The organism is Celeribacter naphthalenivorans, assembly GCF_020524585.1.
Classification (GTDB): Bacteria; Pseudomonadota; Alphaproteobacteria; order Rhodobacterales; family Rhodobacteraceae; genus Celeribacter; species Celeribacter naphthalenivorans.
On record NZ_JAIVLK010000001.1, the window covers coordinates 462,431 to 477,813 of the forward strand.

16 protein-coding genes and 3 tRNA genes are annotated in these 15,383 nt (G+C 61.2%); 5 read left to right on the plus strand and 14 right to left on the minus strand.

The window, feature by feature from the left end:
• Positions 1-8: 8 nt before the first annotated feature.
• Both LC094_RS02310 and LC094_RS02315 read right to left on the minus strand, forming a co-directional pair.
• Positions 9-3,119: a hypothetical protein gene (locus LC094_RS02310; protein WP_226549895.1), complete on the minus strand. Its 3,111-nt coding sequence runs from the start codon at positions 3,117-3,119 to the stop codon at positions 9-11.
• A 166-nt stretch (positions 3,120-3,285) separates the two neighbouring features.
• Positions 3,286-4,290 (minus strand): hypothetical protein, encoded by a 1,005-nt coding sequence (locus LC094_RS02315; RefSeq protein ID WP_226549898.1) that lies wholly within the window; start codon positions 4,288-4,290, stop codon positions 3,286-3,288.
• A gap of 132 nt (positions 4,291-4,422) precedes the next feature.
• Between LC094_RS02315 and LC094_RS02320 the strand changes: the two genes are divergently transcribed.
• Positions 4,423-4,848 carry a hypothetical protein gene (locus LC094_RS02320; protein ID WP_226549901.1) on the plus strand — a complete coding sequence of 142 codons (426 nt, stop codon included), beginning with the start codon at positions 4,423-4,425 and terminating at the stop codon, positions 4,846-4,848.
• A gap of 3 nt (positions 4,849-4,851) precedes the next feature.
• Here the strand turns inward: LC094_RS02320 and LC094_RS02325 are convergent, their stop codons facing one another.
• The gene (locus tag LC094_RS02325) at positions 4,852-5,586 is read right to left on the minus strand and encodes a dienelactone hydrolase family protein (RefSeq protein ID WP_226549904.1); all 735 of its coding nucleotides are present in this window, start codon (positions 5,584-5,586) and stop codon (positions 4,852-4,854) included.
• Between the two features lie 232 nt (positions 5,587-5,818).
• Between LC094_RS02325 and LC094_RS02330 the strand changes: the two genes are divergently transcribed.
• Complete coding sequence (locus tag LC094_RS02330; RefSeq protein ID WP_226549906.1) at positions 5,819-6,403, plus strand: hypothetical protein; 585 nt, start codon at positions 5,819-5,821, stop codon at positions 6,401-6,403.
• Positions 6,404-6,452: 49 nt separating this feature from the next.
• Here the strand turns inward: LC094_RS02330 and LC094_RS02335 are convergent.
• Positions 6,453-6,536, minus strand: a tRNA-Tyr gene (locus LC094_RS02335).
• A gap of 155 nt (positions 6,537-6,691) precedes the next feature.
• Between LC094_RS02335 and rlmB the strand changes: the two genes are divergently transcribed.
• Together rlmB and LC094_RS02345 are read left to right on the plus strand one after the other, a co-directional pair.
• Entirely contained in the window at positions 6,692-7,489 is a 798-nt protein-coding gene (rlmB, locus tag LC094_RS02340; protein ID WP_226549908.1) for a 23S rRNA (guanosine(2251)-2'-O)-methyltransferase RlmB, read from the plus strand.
• 220 nt (positions 7,490-7,709) lie between these two features.
• The gene (locus LC094_RS02345) at positions 7,710-8,147 is read left to right on the plus strand and encodes a CoA-binding protein (RefSeq protein WP_226549910.1); all 438 of its coding nucleotides are present in this window, start codon (positions 7,710-7,712) and stop codon (positions 8,145-8,147) included.
• Between the two features lie 43 nt (positions 8,148-8,190).
• On the opposite strand, the gene LC094_RS02350 is transcribed toward LC094_RS02345, so the two are convergent.
• The 5 genes from LC094_RS02350 to hisA all read right to left on the minus strand — a co-directional run bounded on the left by LC094_RS02350 (position 8,191) and on the right by hisA (position 10,929).
• Positions 8,191-8,502: a phosphoribosyl-ATP diphosphatase gene (locus LC094_RS02350; RefSeq protein WP_226549912.1), complete on the minus strand. Its 312-nt coding sequence runs from the start codon at positions 8,500-8,502 to the stop codon at positions 8,191-8,193.
• Positions 8,503-8,523: 21 nt separating this feature from the next.
• Positions 8,524-9,321: an imidazole glycerol phosphate synthase subunit HisF gene (gene hisF / locus LC094_RS02355; RefSeq protein ID WP_226549914.1), complete on the minus strand. Its 798-nt coding sequence runs from the start codon at positions 9,319-9,321 to the stop codon at positions 8,524-8,526.
• Between the two features lie 60 nt (positions 9,322-9,381).
• The gene (locus tag LC094_RS02360; RefSeq protein WP_226549916.1) at positions 9,382-9,843 is read right to left on the minus strand and encodes a DUF2867 domain-containing protein; all 462 of its coding nucleotides are present in this window, start codon (positions 9,841-9,843) and stop codon (positions 9,382-9,384) included.
• A gap of 79 nt (positions 9,844-9,922) precedes the next feature.
• Entirely contained in the window at positions 9,923-10,210 is a 288-nt protein-coding gene (locus tag LC094_RS02365) for a hypothetical protein (RefSeq protein ID WP_226549918.1), read from the minus strand.
• Positions 10,207-10,929, minus strand: coding sequence for a 1-(5-phosphoribosyl)-5-[(5-phosphoribosylamino)methylideneamino]imidazole-4-carboxamide isomerase (gene hisA, locus LC094_RS02370; protein WP_226549921.1), 723 nt, complete (start codon positions 10,927-10,929; stop codon positions 10,207-10,209). The genes LC094_RS02365 and hisA overlap by 4 nt, the downstream gene beginning before the upstream one ends.
• A 154-nt stretch (positions 10,930-11,083) precedes the next feature.
• Between hisA and LC094_RS02375 the strand changes: the two genes are divergently transcribed.
• Positions 11,084-11,467, plus strand: a complete 384-nt coding sequence (locus tag LC094_RS02375) for a DUF2147 domain-containing protein (protein WP_226549923.1) — start codon at positions 11,084-11,086, stop codon at positions 11,465-11,467.
• Between the two features lie 83 nt (positions 11,468-11,550).
• Here LC094_RS02375 and hisH read toward each other — a convergent pair whose 3' ends face one another.
• The 5 genes from hisH to LC094_RS02400 form a co-directional block, all read right to left on the minus strand.
• On the minus strand, positions 11,551-12,189 hold the full coding sequence (hisH, locus tag LC094_RS02380) for an imidazole glycerol phosphate synthase subunit HisH (protein WP_226549926.1): 639 nt from the start codon (positions 12,187-12,189) through the stop codon (positions 11,551-11,553).
• Between the two features lie 20 nt (positions 12,190-12,209).
• Complete coding sequence (hisB, locus tag LC094_RS02385; protein ID WP_226549929.1) at positions 12,210-12,797, minus strand: imidazoleglycerol-phosphate dehydratase HisB; 588 nt, start codon at positions 12,795-12,797, stop codon at positions 12,210-12,212.
• Positions 12,798-12,900: 103 nt separating this feature from the next.
• Positions 12,901-14,697, minus strand: a complete 1,797-nt coding sequence (locus LC094_RS02390) for an energy transducer TonB (RefSeq protein WP_226549932.1) — start codon at positions 14,695-14,697, stop codon at positions 12,901-12,903.
• 275 nt (positions 14,698-14,972) lie between these two features.
• Positions 14,973-15,047: transfer RNA gene (locus LC094_RS02395), tRNA-Gly, on the minus strand.
• A 116-nt stretch (positions 15,048-15,163) separates the two neighbouring features.
• A tRNA-Gly gene (locus LC094_RS02400) sits at positions 15,164-15,238 on the minus strand.
• Between the last annotated feature and the right edge of the window lie 145 nt (positions 15,239-15,383).

Below are 15,383 nucleotides of genomic sequence, written 5' to 3' on the forward strand. Positions count from 1 at the left end.
GGGCTGTGTTACCCTTGGATTTCAAGCGTCACAGAACGCCCGTTTTTGACATAAACGAGGCTGTCGGAGCCGATGGATTGCACCCGTCCACCATCCAGCTTGTCGCCGATTTTCACTTTCGCAAACCGGCCCGACGGCAGGCGCACAAGCGCGCGGCGATCAGAGCTTGAGCCGTAGACCCCCATCAGGTTCAGTTTGCGCAGAGAGATCGCATTCTTGACCGTCGCGGCGCGGGCCACATTGGCCGGGTCGGATTTCGGCAAGGGCGAATCCGGCACGCGGGCGGTGACCTGCGTGGCGGCGGAGGTCTGGGTGGTGCCCGCCTCTGCGGCGGCCGCAGCGGCGGCTTCGGCGGCGCGCGCGGCGGCGGCGAGTTTCTCGAAATCCTGCGGGCGGGCTTTCGGGATCAAAGACACCGCGACCACCGGCGCCGTGCGCGGTTGCGCGTCTGGGGTTTCCGTGCGGGCATCTTCTTCGGCCAGCTCCTGCGCCGAGGCCGGGCGCAGCGTTGGGGCAAAACCGCCAAGCTCGGCCCGCGTCATGCCGCCCAGATTGGCCTTTTCAGTGTTCTCGACAAGGCTTTCGGGCCGCAGTTTCGGCTGGAACGCAGCAAGCGCCAGGCGCACGGGGTCGTTCTCATCAACCTGCGCAGGGGCCAGAGCCGCCTCGACAGCCTCCTCCACCGCACTGCCGGGGCGGGGTTTGGAGACGATGTCCGGGCGACCGGCATAGACGACGGTGCCGTCCGGGGTGACCGTGCCCTCAGGCGTGGCGCGAATGAACCCGTCTTCGTCATAGTCATAGCGCGTGCCCGGAGGCGCCGGTTGTAGGGCGGCGCGCGGCGCGGGCTCGCCGATATGGCGCGCCGGGTCGGGCAGGGCGCCCGCGTCCTGCGAGGAAATTCGCGGGTCGATGGAGGCGGTGTACACCGCGTTGAGATCGTCCTCGCCGGTCTCCCCCGTGCCGTTGTTAGGTGCCAACGGCCAGATGCCGGTCGCCGCATATTGCGCATTCAACGCCTCGAGATCCGGTTCCGGAAGCTCATTTTGTACGCCCGGCGGCTCAGGCAGAGCGGCCTGTTCCAAAAGCTCGGGCGTCAGCTCCGGTTCGTCCTCGAGGGCGGCCTCATCTGTCGCGGCCTCAGAGCCATCGGCAAGGGCAGTGTCCGGGATCACGACGGTTTCATCCGACAAATCCACCAAATCACCGGAGGTTTCATCGGCCTGTTCCAGCGCGCTGGTTTCTGCGCTGGTCTGTGTGCTCTCCGGTTGTGCATTGTCCTCGGGAAGCATCCCAACGACCAGCCCGATGAGCAAAAGTGCCACCACAAGAATGCCGGTCAGGATCAGCCCCATGCGCGGCGATCTGCGGTCCGTCCGGCTGCTGCGACGGGCACCAAAGACGGTCAGGGCTTCGGCCTCGTCGAGCGTGTTTTCCACCCGGTCGAGACCGGCGGCCCGGTCGGACATGGGCGCCATGTCGGGTGCGATCCCGGTATTTGTCGCGTTTTGCAGGCTCAGCGTCGCGGCCTTGTCCGCCGCTTCTTTTTTCGCCTCTTCCTTTTTGGCCCTGTCGTCCTTGGCCTTGTCCATGCGCGTCTTGGCCGCAGTCGAGAGCCCCGACAGGGATTTCAGCGCCCCCTTGGCGGCCTGTTTGGCCGCCGTTTTGGGCGCTTTCTTGTCGGGCTGGGTGCCAGACAGGGGGCCAGGCAGGGTGCCGGACTGGGGGCTTGTCAGCGCGCGCGGCTCGGGGACAAGCGGGCTTGCGGGCATGGGCGGCGGTTCCGGCAAGGGCGCGGATTTGCCCGGACGCGGGGCCTTGGGTTTGGGGGCCTCGTCCAGTTCCTCCACCGGCAGATCGCCAGAGGTCACCGCCACATGCGGATGTTCTTGGACAGGCTTCTGGACCGACTGAGGGCCCTCAGCAGATGTGTCTTGCGTGTTGCCCGACGTGGGGGCGGGGGCGGCAGGGCCAAGCGGCTTGTGCGCGGGCGTGTCGTCTTCGGAGACGGCTGAGAACCGGGCCGGGCGCGCCGACAGGCGTGGTGCGGCAGTTGCATCGGCTTCGGAAGCTGCCTCGGTGGCCGTCAGACGGCGGCTTTGGAACCCGGAGGGTGCGGGCGCTTCGGGCGGTGTGTCCTCTGTCGGCGCGATCTCGGCTTTGGTGAGCTCAGCTTCGGTGACCTCAGATTCAGTACTCTCCGCGTCTTTCGCGGTGTCGGTCTGCGGCTCCGCCGGGATTTCGTCCTGTTTCTCGTCCTGCGTTTCGCTCAGTGGCGCGTCCGGTGCCTCGCCAAGTGGTTCGTCGGCCGCATCGTCTCCGAGCTCTGCCTCCTTGCGGTCCGGCAGGTCTTGCGCCGTTCCCTCATCCTCTTGGGGGGGCTGCTCCAGAAGAAGTTCCTTTTGCGGGGCGTCCTCTGGTTCGTCCGCAGGCAAGTCTTCTGGCAAGCCCTCAGGCACATTCGAGCGAACTTCGAGGGGGGCCTCTTCGACCGAAGTCTCGGCAGGCGGTTCGACCAGCGTCTCGAGCGGCTCGGCAACGGGCACCATCGGATCAACCGGCGGAGGCGGCAGTTTGCGTTTGGGCAGGATGTGGATCGCGCTTTCGTCCGGCTCGACCTTTGTGCCGGCACCGATCAGCGCATCGGCGGCTTTGGCGCGGCCGAAAAACGGCTCGCCCGCGTAGGTTTCAGCCTCGGGCAGGGCGACGAAAGAGACCGGGTTGAAGCGATGCTCGGTGGCGAAACTTTCCGCCTCTTCAAGGGTTTCGCGAGCAATCACCGCGACTTGCACCTGGCCGTTCGTGACCGTGCTGTCCCAGACCAGTTCGTCCACAGCATAGGGTGTCGCGCCATCGAGGGCGGCGCGGATCGCGGCATCGCGGCTGGCTTCGCCCGGATCGGGGAGGCTGCGATAGAGGATTTGGCTGTTCGGAATCACCAGTTTGGTGGCAAGCCCCGAGGTCGAGACAGAGGTGGCGAGCTTGCGCAGCTCTGCCAGTTCTGCGGCCATATCGGGCGCGTCCAGCGCCACCTCGCCCATTTGATGCCAGCCGCTCGATGCGCGGTGCAATAAAACGATGCCGTCATGGCTCAGGTTGAGGGCAAAATTCGGTTTCATTTCCGCAGGCTGGCTCGATTATTGGGTCTGAATTCTGAATGTCGTGGCACCCTAACGCAGCTTTGGGAGCGGGCCAAGGAAAACCCGAGCGCCTTGCCGCAGATGTGAGCGGCGATGGCGGAACCTTGCCGGGTGGATCAGAGGGCTGTCAGTGCGAGACGCGCGCTTATCGCATCCAAAGCCCGGCCTTCTTGATCTGATTGCGGATCATCTTTTCGCGTCGAGGCAGGTGGTCGCGGTCGAACATCGCCCGGATTTTATCGCCCTTCGGCTGATAGACGAGGCGTTTGATCGGCTCATAGTCCTTGAGCGCCTTTTTGATCCAATTCGGGCTTGAAACCTCGCGCAGTACCTCGACCACGCGGTCGCTTTCGCGCGCAAACAACAGTGGGAAGGTGCGGTAATGGCACGAGATTTTTCCATCTAGCGTGTCTTCGGGAAGGGTCTGACGCGCGCCGCCAAAAGAGTGGATCACCAGCGGCAAAGCGACTTGGTCGAGCCAGGGATCAAAGACCTGAAGGCTCGCCACCTCTGGCGGGTTGTCCCGAATTTCCAAGGCGTATTCGAGGAACCGTTCGCCGAATTTGCGCGGGCATTCATAGAAAAAGAAGCCCGCGTTGAAGTAGAGATAGCGCTTCCAATATTCGTCCGGCTGGTCGAGATCGAGGGTGCTCTCGAACTCCAATCCAAAGCGATCGTAGAGCGATTTCCAAATCTCGGTGTAGCCCGGCCCGTAAAGTTCGATCTGCGGCCATGTGCCCTCGACCTTTTGGGACGCACAGGGGCGCGTGAAATCGAAGGGCACCGAAGACACAGGGCCGGTGATCAGCGTATCGCTGTCGAAAAACACAAAAGGCTCCCCCTCGGGCAGCGCCAGAAGCGCCTCGATTTTATTGCCATAGGGGTAGCTCTGGCCGAAATGCCGGCTCTCGAAAGGCAGAATTTCCGCCCCCAGCCGTTTGAAGGCACTCAGTACATCGGCCTGTTTCATCCGCGGATCGTTGTGCCATGTCTCGCCCGGCTGCGGCTCGGCGATGAAAAGGCGGCCCTTGAAATCCGGGTCCATCGCGCGCAGCGAGGCCGCGAACAACAGCGCCTCATACATCAGTCGCCCGTCCTGTCCGATGACGACAATGTTGAACGGGGCTTGGTTTTGAGGCTTACTGGACATGTGAACTCTAAAGGGCAACTCGAATGGAAATCGGGGGAGGCGGGAGATCTCAGGGTGGTTCGAGCCGACTATAGGACGGATCATCGTTTATCAAAAGCCGTTAATTCCCCTGTAGTTAAAAGGATTGTTTCCATGGTATCCGGAACGACACGCACAGGTCTGACGACGCTTTTCTGCCTCATGGCGACAGGCGTCACGGCAGAGAATTTCACCACCGCCGCAGAGGTCAAACCCATCCTGCAAGCGACCAAGCCGCAATGGATCGCGGTGCGCAATTACGATGGGCAGGACCTTTTGTATTTCACCAATCTCCTGAGCTGGCGCTGCGGGTTGACCGAGGTTTTCTACGGTGTGAACGGGGGAGAGATGGTGCCGCTCAAGATGGAGCCCTGCTACCTCGACACGGCGCAACCCAATGCGCTGAAGGTCGAAAGCTTGGACGCGATCCTCGTGAGCTTTCCGACGGGGACCATCGAGACTGTCGATCTCAACGTGACTTTTGACGACGGCACGGCGGAGCAGGCGCATTACGAGCGCAAGGCCGTGGAGATTCAGTGAGCGTTAGCGCAGCACTTCCGCCAGAAAATCCACCAGCGCGCGCCAGCTTCGCGCCGTCGCTTTGACATTGAATCCGAACCCGGGCTGCGCACCCGGTTTGGCGGCGGGGTTGGTAAAGGCGTGGCCGGTGTTGCCATAGGCGTGGAGCTGCCATTTTGCGCCGCGCTCCGTCATTTCCTGACCAAAGGCCAGCACGCTGTCGGGACGCGCGAGCGGGTCGTCCCAGCCGTGCATCACCAAAACCTCAGAGACAATTTTCATGTCAGGCGCTGTGGCTGCCCGGTCGAGAATGCCGTGAAAGGTTGCGACGCCGCCAATCTCGACACCCTCGCGCGCCAGATCGAGCACCGCCTTGCCGCCAAAGCAATAGCCGATGGCGGCGGTGCGTTCGACGTCCACGAGCTCATGCGCTTTCAACGCCTCCAGCGCGGCCACCATGCGCGCGGCGAGCGTGGCGCGGTCGTTGTCGAGTTTATCCTTGGCGGCATGCGCCGCGGCGGCATCCGTGGTGGTCCAGCCCTGTCCGTAATAGTCGATGGCGAATCCAACATAGCCCAAAGCGGCCAACTCCTGCGCGCGGGATTCTTCGAACTCCGAGCGACCTCGAAACGCAGGCGCGACCATGACGCCGGGGCGGGGGCCGTCTATCGCCGCATCCCAATGCAGCGTGCCGATGAACGGGCCGCCAATGTCGCCCGTGCCGCCATCGTAGCGAATTTCCATGCTGCGCAGATCCATGCCCATTCCTTCCATAATGCCGGTGCCGCAGATAAGTCTGAGGCTTTTGTCTCGGGTTTCAAGCCTCATTCGGCGCATGCAGAGAATGTCGCATGCGCATGTCATGAATGGGCGTTCAGAAAGAGTAGGGCGGAGCAGGACGAAGATTGGCTTCAACAGGGACGTGAATGTGATTGCTTGCGGGGGAAAAGGGATGGAGAAGAGGGTGAGGCCGATTGATAGGGGCAAGGGGATGGAGGACGATGTGAGCCTTGGCGACCGTCCGGCGGCTTATGCGGCGTCAGGAGACCGGATCGCCTTCGATGGCGATGCGATTGTCTATTGCAGCCGGTTTCCCTTTTGGCTGCGGCCTCTGGCGGCCTTGGGGGCGATCCCCGCGATCTGGGGCGTTTTGTATTACATCGGTGCCTTGCGCCAAACCGATTGGTCCGATCCGCCGTGGGGCGACATTCTTTTGGGCACGCTGCTGTTTCTCATGCTGCCGCTTCTGGTTGGCGGCATTTTCATTGGGGCCGCTCTGTTTGGACATTCGGTCGATCTGCGGCTCGATCCTGTGGCGGGCGAGGCGGTTTTGCGGCGCAAGAGACCGTTTCGCAATCGCGTTTGGCGCTATCCATTGGGCGATGTGGTGATTGCCAAGGTTGAGCTGACGGCGGATCACCCGGCCTATGACACTCCTGTTGTGGTTTTGCGTATGCCCGATGGCCGGAGGGTCCGGATGGGGAGTTTCTTTCGCGATCAGGATGCGAAAACTTGGGTTGCCCAGATGCGGCAACTGATCGGATCATATGTAGAGCATGCAAGAAAAGCACCGTGATCGGCCAGTATCCGCCGTATCTTGAAGCATGTCTTTATTTGGGAGGAAGTGGTGGGCGACCCTGGAATCGAACCAGGCATGAGTCTCCTCGGCGGAGTTACAGTCCGCTGCCGCACCTTGCAGCCCGTCGCCCACTTTCACGCTGATCTGTGATCTCTCACCGACCGTTTGCGTTCGTGTGGGCGGTGGATACATTTGGGGGCGGGGGGCGTCAACAGGAAAATTGCTTGTTCTTAGAGATTGCCTGCGCCAAGAAGGGCCAGCCACAAAAAGCGGGACACCAAAGCCATGAAAAAACCCAAATGGGTCGTCGAAAAAGAGCAAGCCAAGCGCAAAGCCGCGCAGGAAACCGTCTGGCTCTTTGGCCTGCATGCGGTGCGCGATGCGCTGGCGAATCCGGCGCGGGAGAAATTGCGGCTTTTGGTGACGAAAAACGCGATGTCCAAACTTGAGGCGGAAATCGCCGCCTCTGGCATCGTTCCCGAAGAGATCGACCCGCGCAAATTCCACGATCCGCGCAAGTTCGACATTCCTGTCGATCCGACTTCCGTGCATCAGGGCGCGCTTTTGGAGGTCAAACCGCTGAGCTGGGGCTCGGTCGAGGAGGTCTGTCTTGCGAAAGGCGAGGGGCTGCCTTTGGTCGTGCTGCTCGATCAGGTGACCGACCCGCATAACGTCGGTGCGATTCTGCGCTCGGCCGAAGTGTTCGGCGCCGAAGCCGTCATCGCCACCGCGCGTCATGCCGCGCCCGAGACCGGCGCTTTGGCGAAAACCGCCTCTGGCGCGCTGGAACGCCAACCCTATCTGCGGGTGCGCAACCTGTCGGAGACCATCGTGAAGCTGCAAGAGCTGGGCTTTACCTGTCTGGGCCTCGATGGCGAGGCGGACGAGACCATCGACGAGGCGCTGGCGTCGCTGTCGGATCGCCCCGTCGCCTTGGTGATGGGGGCCGAGGGGCCGGGCTTGCGGGAAAAGACCAAGGAAACCGTCGATAAATTGGTGAAAATCCCCTTCGCGCGCGGCTTTGGCTCGCTCAATGTCTCGAACGCCGCTGCTGTCGGGCTTTACGCCGCTTCGCAGAGGTAAAGCGGGGCAGCGATACAGAGGGTAAGGCGCGCGTGATTCACGATGCGTTCACGTTTTTCTTACAATCTCTTCCATATCGAGAGTCTCTCCCTATCTCTTCAGGTGAGACGCGCAAACTGGAACACGCGCGTAGCTCTCACTGTCCCTCGTTCCATACCTTCGCCCGGGTTTCTGATCGTCAGAGCCCGGGCTTTTTTCTTTTTGAAAATGCGCTACCTTCATGCTCATGACATATGTAGACCAACTGACCGACGCCGACATCGCCCGCATCCTTGGCGACACGAAAGTGATCGCCCTCGTGGGGGCCTCCCCGAAACCGGACCGCCCGTCTCACAGGGTCGGCACATTTCTGGCCGCGCGTGGCTATAAGGTGATCCCGGTCAATCCGGGGCAGGCGGGCAAGGAGCTGTTCGGCCAGACCTGTGTCGCGGCGCTTTCAGACATCACCGAACCGGTCGATATGATCGATATTTTCCGCAGGTCCGAAGAGGTCGAACATGTGGTCGATGATGCGCTACATGCGCTTCAAGGGTTGAAATACATCTGGATGCAGCTCGACATCGTCAACGAGAAAGCCGCCGCTTTGGCGCGCGCGCAGGGCGCCGAGGTGGTGATGGATCGCTGTCCGGCAATTGAGATCCCGCGGCTGGGGCTTTGAACGCTGTTTGAGTATTTAAGCCAAGAAAAAGCCGAGGGGGGCTTTAGGACCGCGAAGCTTTCTCCGCAATCCCCGAAAGCCCCTGACGGCGGGCCAGTTCATCCAGCACATCGTCCAGCGCCACATCGCGCGCGGCCAGCATGACCAGCATGTGATAGAGCACATCGGCGGCCTCATAGGTGAGGTTCTCGCGGTCGTTCTTCACTGCTGCGATGATGGCCTCCACGGCCTCTTCACCGAATTTCTCGGCGCATTTTTCCGGACCTTTGGCGAGGAGTTTCGCGGTCCATGAGGTTTCCGGATCGGCGCCTTTGCGGGACAGGATCACTTGTTCGAGTTCGTTGAGAACGGACATGAGCAGTTCCTTGATTCAGTATCAGTTGAGGCGCATGGGGATGCCCTTGGAGGCCATATATTCCTTGGCCTCCTGGATCGTGTAATCCCCGAAGTGAAAGATGGAGGCGGCCAGAACGGCGCTGGCGTGGCCTTCGGTGACGCCTTCGACGAGGTGGTCGAGATTGCCGACCCCGCCCGAGGCGATGACCGGGATATTCACGGCATCGGCAATGGTGCGGGTCATGGCGATGTTGAACCCCGCGCGGGTGCCGTCGCGGTCCATTGAGGTCAGGAGGATCTCGCCTGCGCCTTTGCTTTCGATGAGCTTGGCAAATTCCACGGCATCAATCGGATGGCCATCTTTGTCGAGCGCGGCCTTGCGCCCGCCGTGGGTGAAGATGGCCCATTTGATCGGGTTGCCAGCTTCGTCCCATTCGATGGTTTTCGCATCAATCGCACAGACGATGCATTGGCTGCCGAAGTGATCGGCGGCACGCGCGATGACGTCCGGGTCGGCCACAGCCGCCGAGTTGAAGGACACTTTGTCCGCACCAGCAAGGAGCAGGTTGCGCACATCTTCCGTGGTGCGCACGCCGCCACCGATGGTCAGCGGCATAAAGCATTGTTCGGCGGTGCGGGTGGCGAGATCGTACATCGTGCCACGGTTCTCATGGGTGGCGTGGATGTCCAGAAAACACAGCTCATCCGCACCCGCCGCGTCATAGGCCCGCGCGCTCTCGACCGGATCGCCCGCGTCGATCAGGTCCACGAAGTTCACGCCTTTCACCACACGGCCATCGGCCACGTCGAGGCAGGGGATGATGCGGGTCTTGAGCATGGGGCGCGCCTTTTTGTCACTTGCCCGAGTCTTTAAAGCGCAAGGGGGGCGGATGCAATGTCAGGCGCCAGGATTTGCTCGCGCGATCCGGCGCATGGCGTCCCGCACGATCAGCACGTGAAACGGTTTGACCACCATCAGATAGGCCCGCCCCAGCGCATTGTTGCGATGCACCCAGGTTGCCATATGGATGCGGCCCGCGTCCTGACGGATGCAAATGCGGAAATTCAGATGGCTGTCGTCGGTGCCGATGATCAGCTCGTCCGCGCCTTCATACTCCACCGGAAAAATCGCCCCCTCGCCGCTGTCTGCGGTCTCTGTTTTCAGGCCAAGAGGCTTCACGATCCGATTGCGCAGGTTTAAGAGCGCATCGGCCCAGCCGGGCATGGTCAGGCCGATATTGGCCGCCTCTCGCGGGGACAGTGCGCTTTGCACCGCGTAGCCGTCGATGAAATCGCCGTTTTGCACTTTCGTCCAGAGACGCGAAGTGGAGGGGAGGGGGGAGTGTTGAACCTGTGCCATCGGAACTCTCTGCGTGATGTTAATCACGTTCACTTAACGGCGAACCATGGCGCAAGGAAAGGGACAGCTTGACGCAGGGTTATTTTCGGCGGGCGCGTCGGATCAGATCCACGACAATCAGGATCATAAGTGCGAGGCCCAAAAGGGTGGCGAGCGGCAAGGTCAAGATCAAGAGCCAGCCTGTCATGAACACCCCGCCAAGCGTGCTGCCCCAGTCATGCCCGTTGACGACGCAAGGATAAACGCCCGCCTCATCGACACGGCAACCATGGCGCTCTGCGAACCACGACACCCAGATCAACGCCGGGATCGGGGCAAGGCAGAGCGCGATGCCGAGGGTGAGGAGGGCGTAGAGTGCCTTTTTCAAGCCTTCATCACCTTGAGCGCTTCCGCCAGATCAATCGCCCCATCGTAAAGCGCGCGGCCGGAGATGGCCCCGTTCAAGGGCGCACCGCAAGCCTTGAGGTTTTCCAGATCGGCAATCGAGGACACGCCGCCCGAGGCAATGACCGGGATCGACACGGCATTGGCGAGTGCTGCGGTTTCCTCAATGTTCGGGCCTTGCATGGCGCCGTCGCGGTTGATGTCGGTGTAGATGATCGCGGAGACGCCCGCGTCTTCGAACGACTTGGCCAGATCGGTGGCGTTCACATTGGTCTCTTCGGCCCAGCCCTTGGTCGCGACCATACCTTTGCGCGCGTCGATGCCGACGGCGACGTGACCGGGAAAGGTGCGCGCCGCTTCGCGCACCAGATCGGGGTTCTCGACCGCGACAGTACCGAGAATCACACGCTCCAGCCCTTTGGACAGCCACATCTCGATCGTCGCCATGTCGCGAATGCCGCCACCCAGCTGCGCGGGCACTTTGCACTGTTTGAGAATCTCTTCCACCGGCGCCGCGTTCACCGGCTCGCCGGCAAAAGCGCCGTTCAGATCGACCAGATGCAACCACTCACAGCCCGCTGCGACAAACTCCAGCGCCTGCGCTGCCGGGTTCTCGTTGAACACGGTCGCTTTCTCCATCTCGCCTTTGTAAAGCCGCACGGCGTTGCCGTCTTTCAGGTCGATGGCGGGGTAGAGGATCATGGCGCGAGGCTCCTGTCGTGAAATCGTTGCGCTCCCTTTGGCATGATTGCGCAGGAATTGCAAAACCCGCTTTGAGTTGCATGTGCCGCTGCGTTAATCTTGCCTCAAAGCGCCGAACCCGCTCAGGGTAGGGGCATATTTGGGAGGATATAGAATGAAACATGTGATGTTTGCGGCGATTGCCGCGCTTGGTCTCGCAGCACCCGCCTTTGCCGATCCGGTCGAAGGCGTCTGGCAGACCCAAGTCGATGACGGCGCCTATGCGCATATCACCATCGCGCCCTGCGGTGACAAGATGTGCGGCACGATCAGCCGGACCTTCAACGACAGCGGCGAATACAACTCCGCCAACAAAGGCAAGCCTATCGTTTGGGACATGGTCGCACAGGGCGGTGGTGACTATAAGAACGGCAAGATTTGGCAGCCCTCGACAGGCAAGGTCTACAACTCGAAAATGGCGCTCTCCGGCAATACGCTGAAGGTCTCCGGCTGCGTCGGTCCGATCTGCAAAGGCCAGACTTGGAGCCGCGTGCAGTAAGACCTTTCCGCTTCCACTCAAACAAAAGGGGCCTCAATCGGGCCCCTTTTTCACGTCTTCTTCGTGGTAAAAATACTCACATCCTACGGTGCCCAGCCGAGGAAGTTCGACACGATGCGCAGCCCCGCGTGCTGGCTTTTCTCCGGGTGGAATTGCATGCCGATCATATTGTCGCGCGCCACGATGGCGGTGACCTCCTCGCCATAGTCCACATGCGCCAGACGGTGCGCGGGGGTTGCGACCTTGAAATGGTAGGAATGTACGAAATAGGCATGATCGCCGCTCGAAATGCCGTCCAGAACCGGGTGTGTGTTCGATATGTGCAAGTCGTTCCACCCCATATGCGGCACTTTCAGCGCCGGGTCTGAGGGCTCGATCTTCACCACCTCGCCGCCGATCCAGTCGAAGCCCTTGGTCTCTTCATACTCGAGGCCGCGGGTTGCGAGCATCTGCATGCCGATGCAAATCCCCATGAACGGACGGCCTTTTTGAGTGACCGCCTCAGAGATCGCTTCGAACAGACCGGTGTAATCGAACAGCTGTTTCTTGCAGGCCGGAAAGGCGCCGTCGCCCGGCAAGACGATGCGGTCGGCCTTGGCCACCACATCGGGTTCCGAGGTCACCACGATGGTGCCGGAGCCACGCTCGCGCGCCATGCGCTCAAAGGCTTTATGGGCGGAATGCAGGTTTCCGCTGTCGTAATCGACGAGTGCTGTCAGCATGTCAGTCTCTCTTCAAAACCTTAAAGCGCGCCCTTGGTCGACGGCAGGCCGTCGGCCATGCGCGGGTCGATCTCAAGCGCCATGCGCAGCGCGCGGGCGACGGATTTGAACGCCGCCTCGGCGATGTGGTGCGAATTGATGCCATGCAATTTGTCGATGTGCAGCGTGATGCCGCCATGGGTCGAAAGCGCCTGAAAGAACTCGCGCACCAATTCGGTGTCAAACGTGCCGATCTTGTCGGTCGGAAACTCGACATTCCACACGAGAAACGGCCGCGCCGAGAGATCGAGCGCGCAGGCGACCTGCGTGTCGTCCATGGCAAGCGCAAAGTGGCCGTAACGATAGATGCCTTTTTTGTCGCCCACCGCTTTGACCAGAGCCTGACCGATGGCAATGCCGGTGTCCTCGACGGTGTGGTGATCGTCGATATGCGTGTCACCCTTGGCGCGGATCGTCATGTCGATGAGGGAGTGGCGCGACAGCTGGTCGAGCATGTGGTCGAAAAAGCCCACGCCCGTCTGGTTGTCGTAAATGCCGGTCCCGTCGAGGTTGATTTCGACCGTGATCTCGGTTTCCGCAGTCTTGCGGGTGATGCTCGCCTTACGCATGGAGGCCTCTTGGTTCTGGGTGCTGCGCCCTTATAGGCGCGGGGGCGGGGATTTGTCGAGAAAGCAGTCGCGCACCCCGTGTTTCACCCCATATTGCGCAGCCTCACGGCAGGAAATTGTAATAGACGGGATAGAGCGTTCCCGATGCGTCGCGTTTCGTGCCAGCCACATGGAGCTTTTCGTCGTCGGCAAAAACGATGTCGCTGATCTCCACATCGTCGAAGGTGGCGTGGGCGTAGGGCAGCCCTTCCGAATCGATAAAGGCGATGGCGCTATAGCGGCTGTTGTTGCCCCAGTTCCGGATCAAAAGCGCAAAGCGGTCGCCTGTGGTCAGGACCGCCTCCGTGACCTGGGCGCCATCTGAGGCGTCGATATCATCACGCGCCAGAAAGACCGTGCGTTCGCGTTGCTGACTGTCGTCAGCCCTGCCTCGGGTCCAAGTGTAGAAAGCGTCGCCGGAGTAGCTGCCGTCGCTCTTGCGCTGGCCCTTGAGGCCCGCCAGAGCGCCCGCCACCAGATAGGTCTCACCCTCGCCAAGCGCGAAGGCCGTGGTGACCATGCCGCGTTTTTCGCGGTCTGCCTGGTCGTAGTCGCTCGCCGAGGCGTCATCCATCAGCGACAGCGCGTCACGCCATTCGCCCCAGCCTTCACGGTAGTCATAGCCGCCGTCCACGCGATCATAGGTCTCTTTGATCCAGTAGCTGACGGGGTCGGTGACCGTGCCGCCGCCGTCCTGCATCCCTCCGGCCATCATGGTCAGACTCGAGTCGCGGTCGAGGCGCAGCGAGAGGGTCGAAAGCTCGCGCCTCGGCTTGCCCTCGGGTGTGTTGTCAAACGTATAGCCGCTCCAATCCCCGGAAATCCCGTCGAACATCACGACTTCTTTCTCTTCCGTGAGACCGAAAGGTGTGAACTCGCCCGACGCGAGCCATGCGACGGCGGCGCCTGAGCGGGCCGTTGCGAGGATAAAACGGTCCTCGTTGATGTCGACACTGTTGCCCAGCTGACCGTCCTTCTCGAGGAGGTAGACAAAGGGCCAAACCGCCTCGTCGTCATAGGTGGCGAAGGCGGCGAAAGATATTCCACGTCCCCTCGCGTCCATCAGCACATGGGCCGTTTTGACCTTGGTCACCGTGCGCGCAGGGGTGGTGTAGCTGTTGGCGGTGGTGTCAAAACGGGTGACGAAACCGTGGTCGTCGTTATCGATCCCCGCAAAAAGCACTTTGCCCTGCCCGGAGGTGTCGAGGCTTGTAAAGCGGACGCCCTCGAAGGGGGTGAAGGTGATGGATTTTTCGGCGCGCCGCTCGGGCGTGTTAAGCCAAGCCAGATCGGAGGAGGAGGGGAAGTTGCGGCTTTTCGTGTCGACATCCGCAATCCAGACATAGGCCCCGGTGGCGATCATGCCGATCATGCATAGCGCGATGAAGCGGTCCTTCATGGTCCAGCCAGAGGCGTTTGCGGGTTTGGTGCGTTTGCGCTTCGGCTTGGGGTCGGTCTTCGGTTCGCTTTTAGGCTTTGGCTCTGGCTCTGGCTTTTGTTGTGCGGCGGGCTCCGCTTTTGTCTTCGATTTCGTGGTCTCTTTCGGCTTGGAAGCACCTTCGCGGGCTGCCGCGCCTGATGCGGCCCCAGAGGTGGCGCCCGCAGCACCTGTCGCAGCCTCTTCGAAGGTCTCGATCACCAAAAGCATCTGCCTCCGGTCGAGAATGGCGTTGACCGGCGGGATTTGGATCACGCGACCGGTTTCTCCCGCCTTGATGCCGATGCGCTTGCCCGTAGCCGTTTCCGCGACGATCACCCGTGTCTCCGCCTCGACCATCGCGCCGATCGTGGTCAGCACCTCCTTGACGCGAATGGGATAGAGCTGCGCCGCTTTCGGCGACATGACGGTTTTGATGGCCATTCGGGGGAACCCTGTTCTTTCGAGCGCTGAAACTGTTGGCGTGCTAAATGCGAGGCATCTTTACACAGAGCAGTGTTCTGTATGGCTTCCCTCGGGTCAAGCGTGTGGTCAGATTTAGACAGAAAAATATGAGTAAAATGGCAGGTTTGCCGGGCGCGGCCGATTTTGTAGCCGGGGAAGGGGGGCGGTCGAAGAGGTAGCTGACCGACGGCAAAAAGCGGTGACCCCATTCCATAAGGAATGGCGTTTCGCAATCTGCAGTCTTGAAGAAAAATTGGAGCGGGCGAGGCGATTCGAACGCCCGACCCTAACCTTGGCAAGGTTATGCTCTACCCCTGAGCTACGCCCGCTCGCGTCCAGCCTGTGCGTCGGCTCGGTTACGTGAGGCGGCCGGGTGTGCCGTCTCTACCCTAAATCCTCCTTGGGGATGGTCCTGCGATCAGATCGCGTGACCTCGGAGGATATTTGGAGCGGGCGAGGCGATTCGAACGCCCGACCCTAACCTTGGCAAGGTTATGCTCTACCCCTGAGCTACGCCCGCTTCCTTGGGTGAGCCGTGAGATATGAAATCCCGCACCGGGCTGCAAGAGGAAAATTGGATTTGTCGCGATTTTTTCTACAAAGGCGCCGGGCGGCGGTGAAAAACTGAGGGCAAAAACTGAGGAGAGGGAGCGCTCCTCCCCCAA

Coding starts and splice junctions, on each gene's coding strand:
- LC094_RS02310 (WP_226549895.1), bottom strand. CDS start 3,119: ATGAAACCGAATTTTGCCCTCAACCTGAGCCATGACGGCATCGTTTTA.
- LC094_RS02315 (WP_226549898.1), bottom strand. CDS start 4,290: ATGTCCAGTAAGCCTCAAAACCAAGCCCCGTTCAACATTGTCGTCATC.
- LC094_RS02320 (WP_226549901.1), top strand. CDS start 4,423: ATGGTATCCGGAACGACACGCACAGGTCTGACGACGCTTTTCTGCCTC.
- LC094_RS02325 (WP_226549904.1), bottom strand. CDS start 5,586: ATGGATCTGCGCAGCATGGAAATTCGCTACGATGGCGGCACGGGCGAC.
- LC094_RS02330 (WP_226549906.1), top strand. CDS start 5,819: ATGGAGGACGATGTGAGCCTTGGCGACCGTCCGGCGGCTTATGCGGCG.
- rlmB (WP_226549908.1), top strand. CDS start 6,692: ATGAAAAAACCCAAATGGGTCGTCGAAAAAGAGCAAGCCAAGCGCAAA.
- LC094_RS02345 (WP_226549910.1), top strand. CDS start 7,710: ATGCTCATGACATATGTAGACCAACTGACCGACGCCGACATCGCCCGC.
- LC094_RS02350 (WP_226549912.1), bottom strand. CDS start 8,502: ATGTCCGTTCTCAACGAACTCGAACAAGTGATCCTGTCCCGCAAAGGC.
- hisF (WP_226549914.1), bottom strand. CDS start 9,321: ATGCTCAAGACCCGCATCATCCCCTGCCTCGACGTGGCCGATGGCCGT.
- LC094_RS02360 (WP_226549916.1), bottom strand. CDS start 9,843: ATGGCACAGGTTCAACACTCCCCCCTCCCCTCCACTTCGCGTCTCTGG.
- hisA (WP_226549921.1), bottom strand. CDS start 10,929: ATGATCCTCTACCCCGCCATCGACCTGAAAGACGGCAACGCCGTGCGG.
- LC094_RS02375 (WP_226549923.1), top strand. CDS start 11,084: ATGAAACATGTGATGTTTGCGGCGATTGCCGCGCTTGGTCTCGCAGCA.
- hisH (WP_226549926.1), bottom strand. CDS start 12,189: ATGCTGACAGCACTCGTCGATTACGACAGCGGAAACCTGCATTCCGCC.
- hisB (WP_226549929.1), bottom strand. CDS start 12,797: ATGCGTAAGGCGAGCATCACCCGCAAGACTGCGGAAACCGAGATCACG.
- LC094_RS02390 (WP_226549932.1), bottom strand. CDS start 14,697: ATGGCCATCAAAACCGTCATGTCGCCGAAAGCGGCGCAGCTCTATCCC.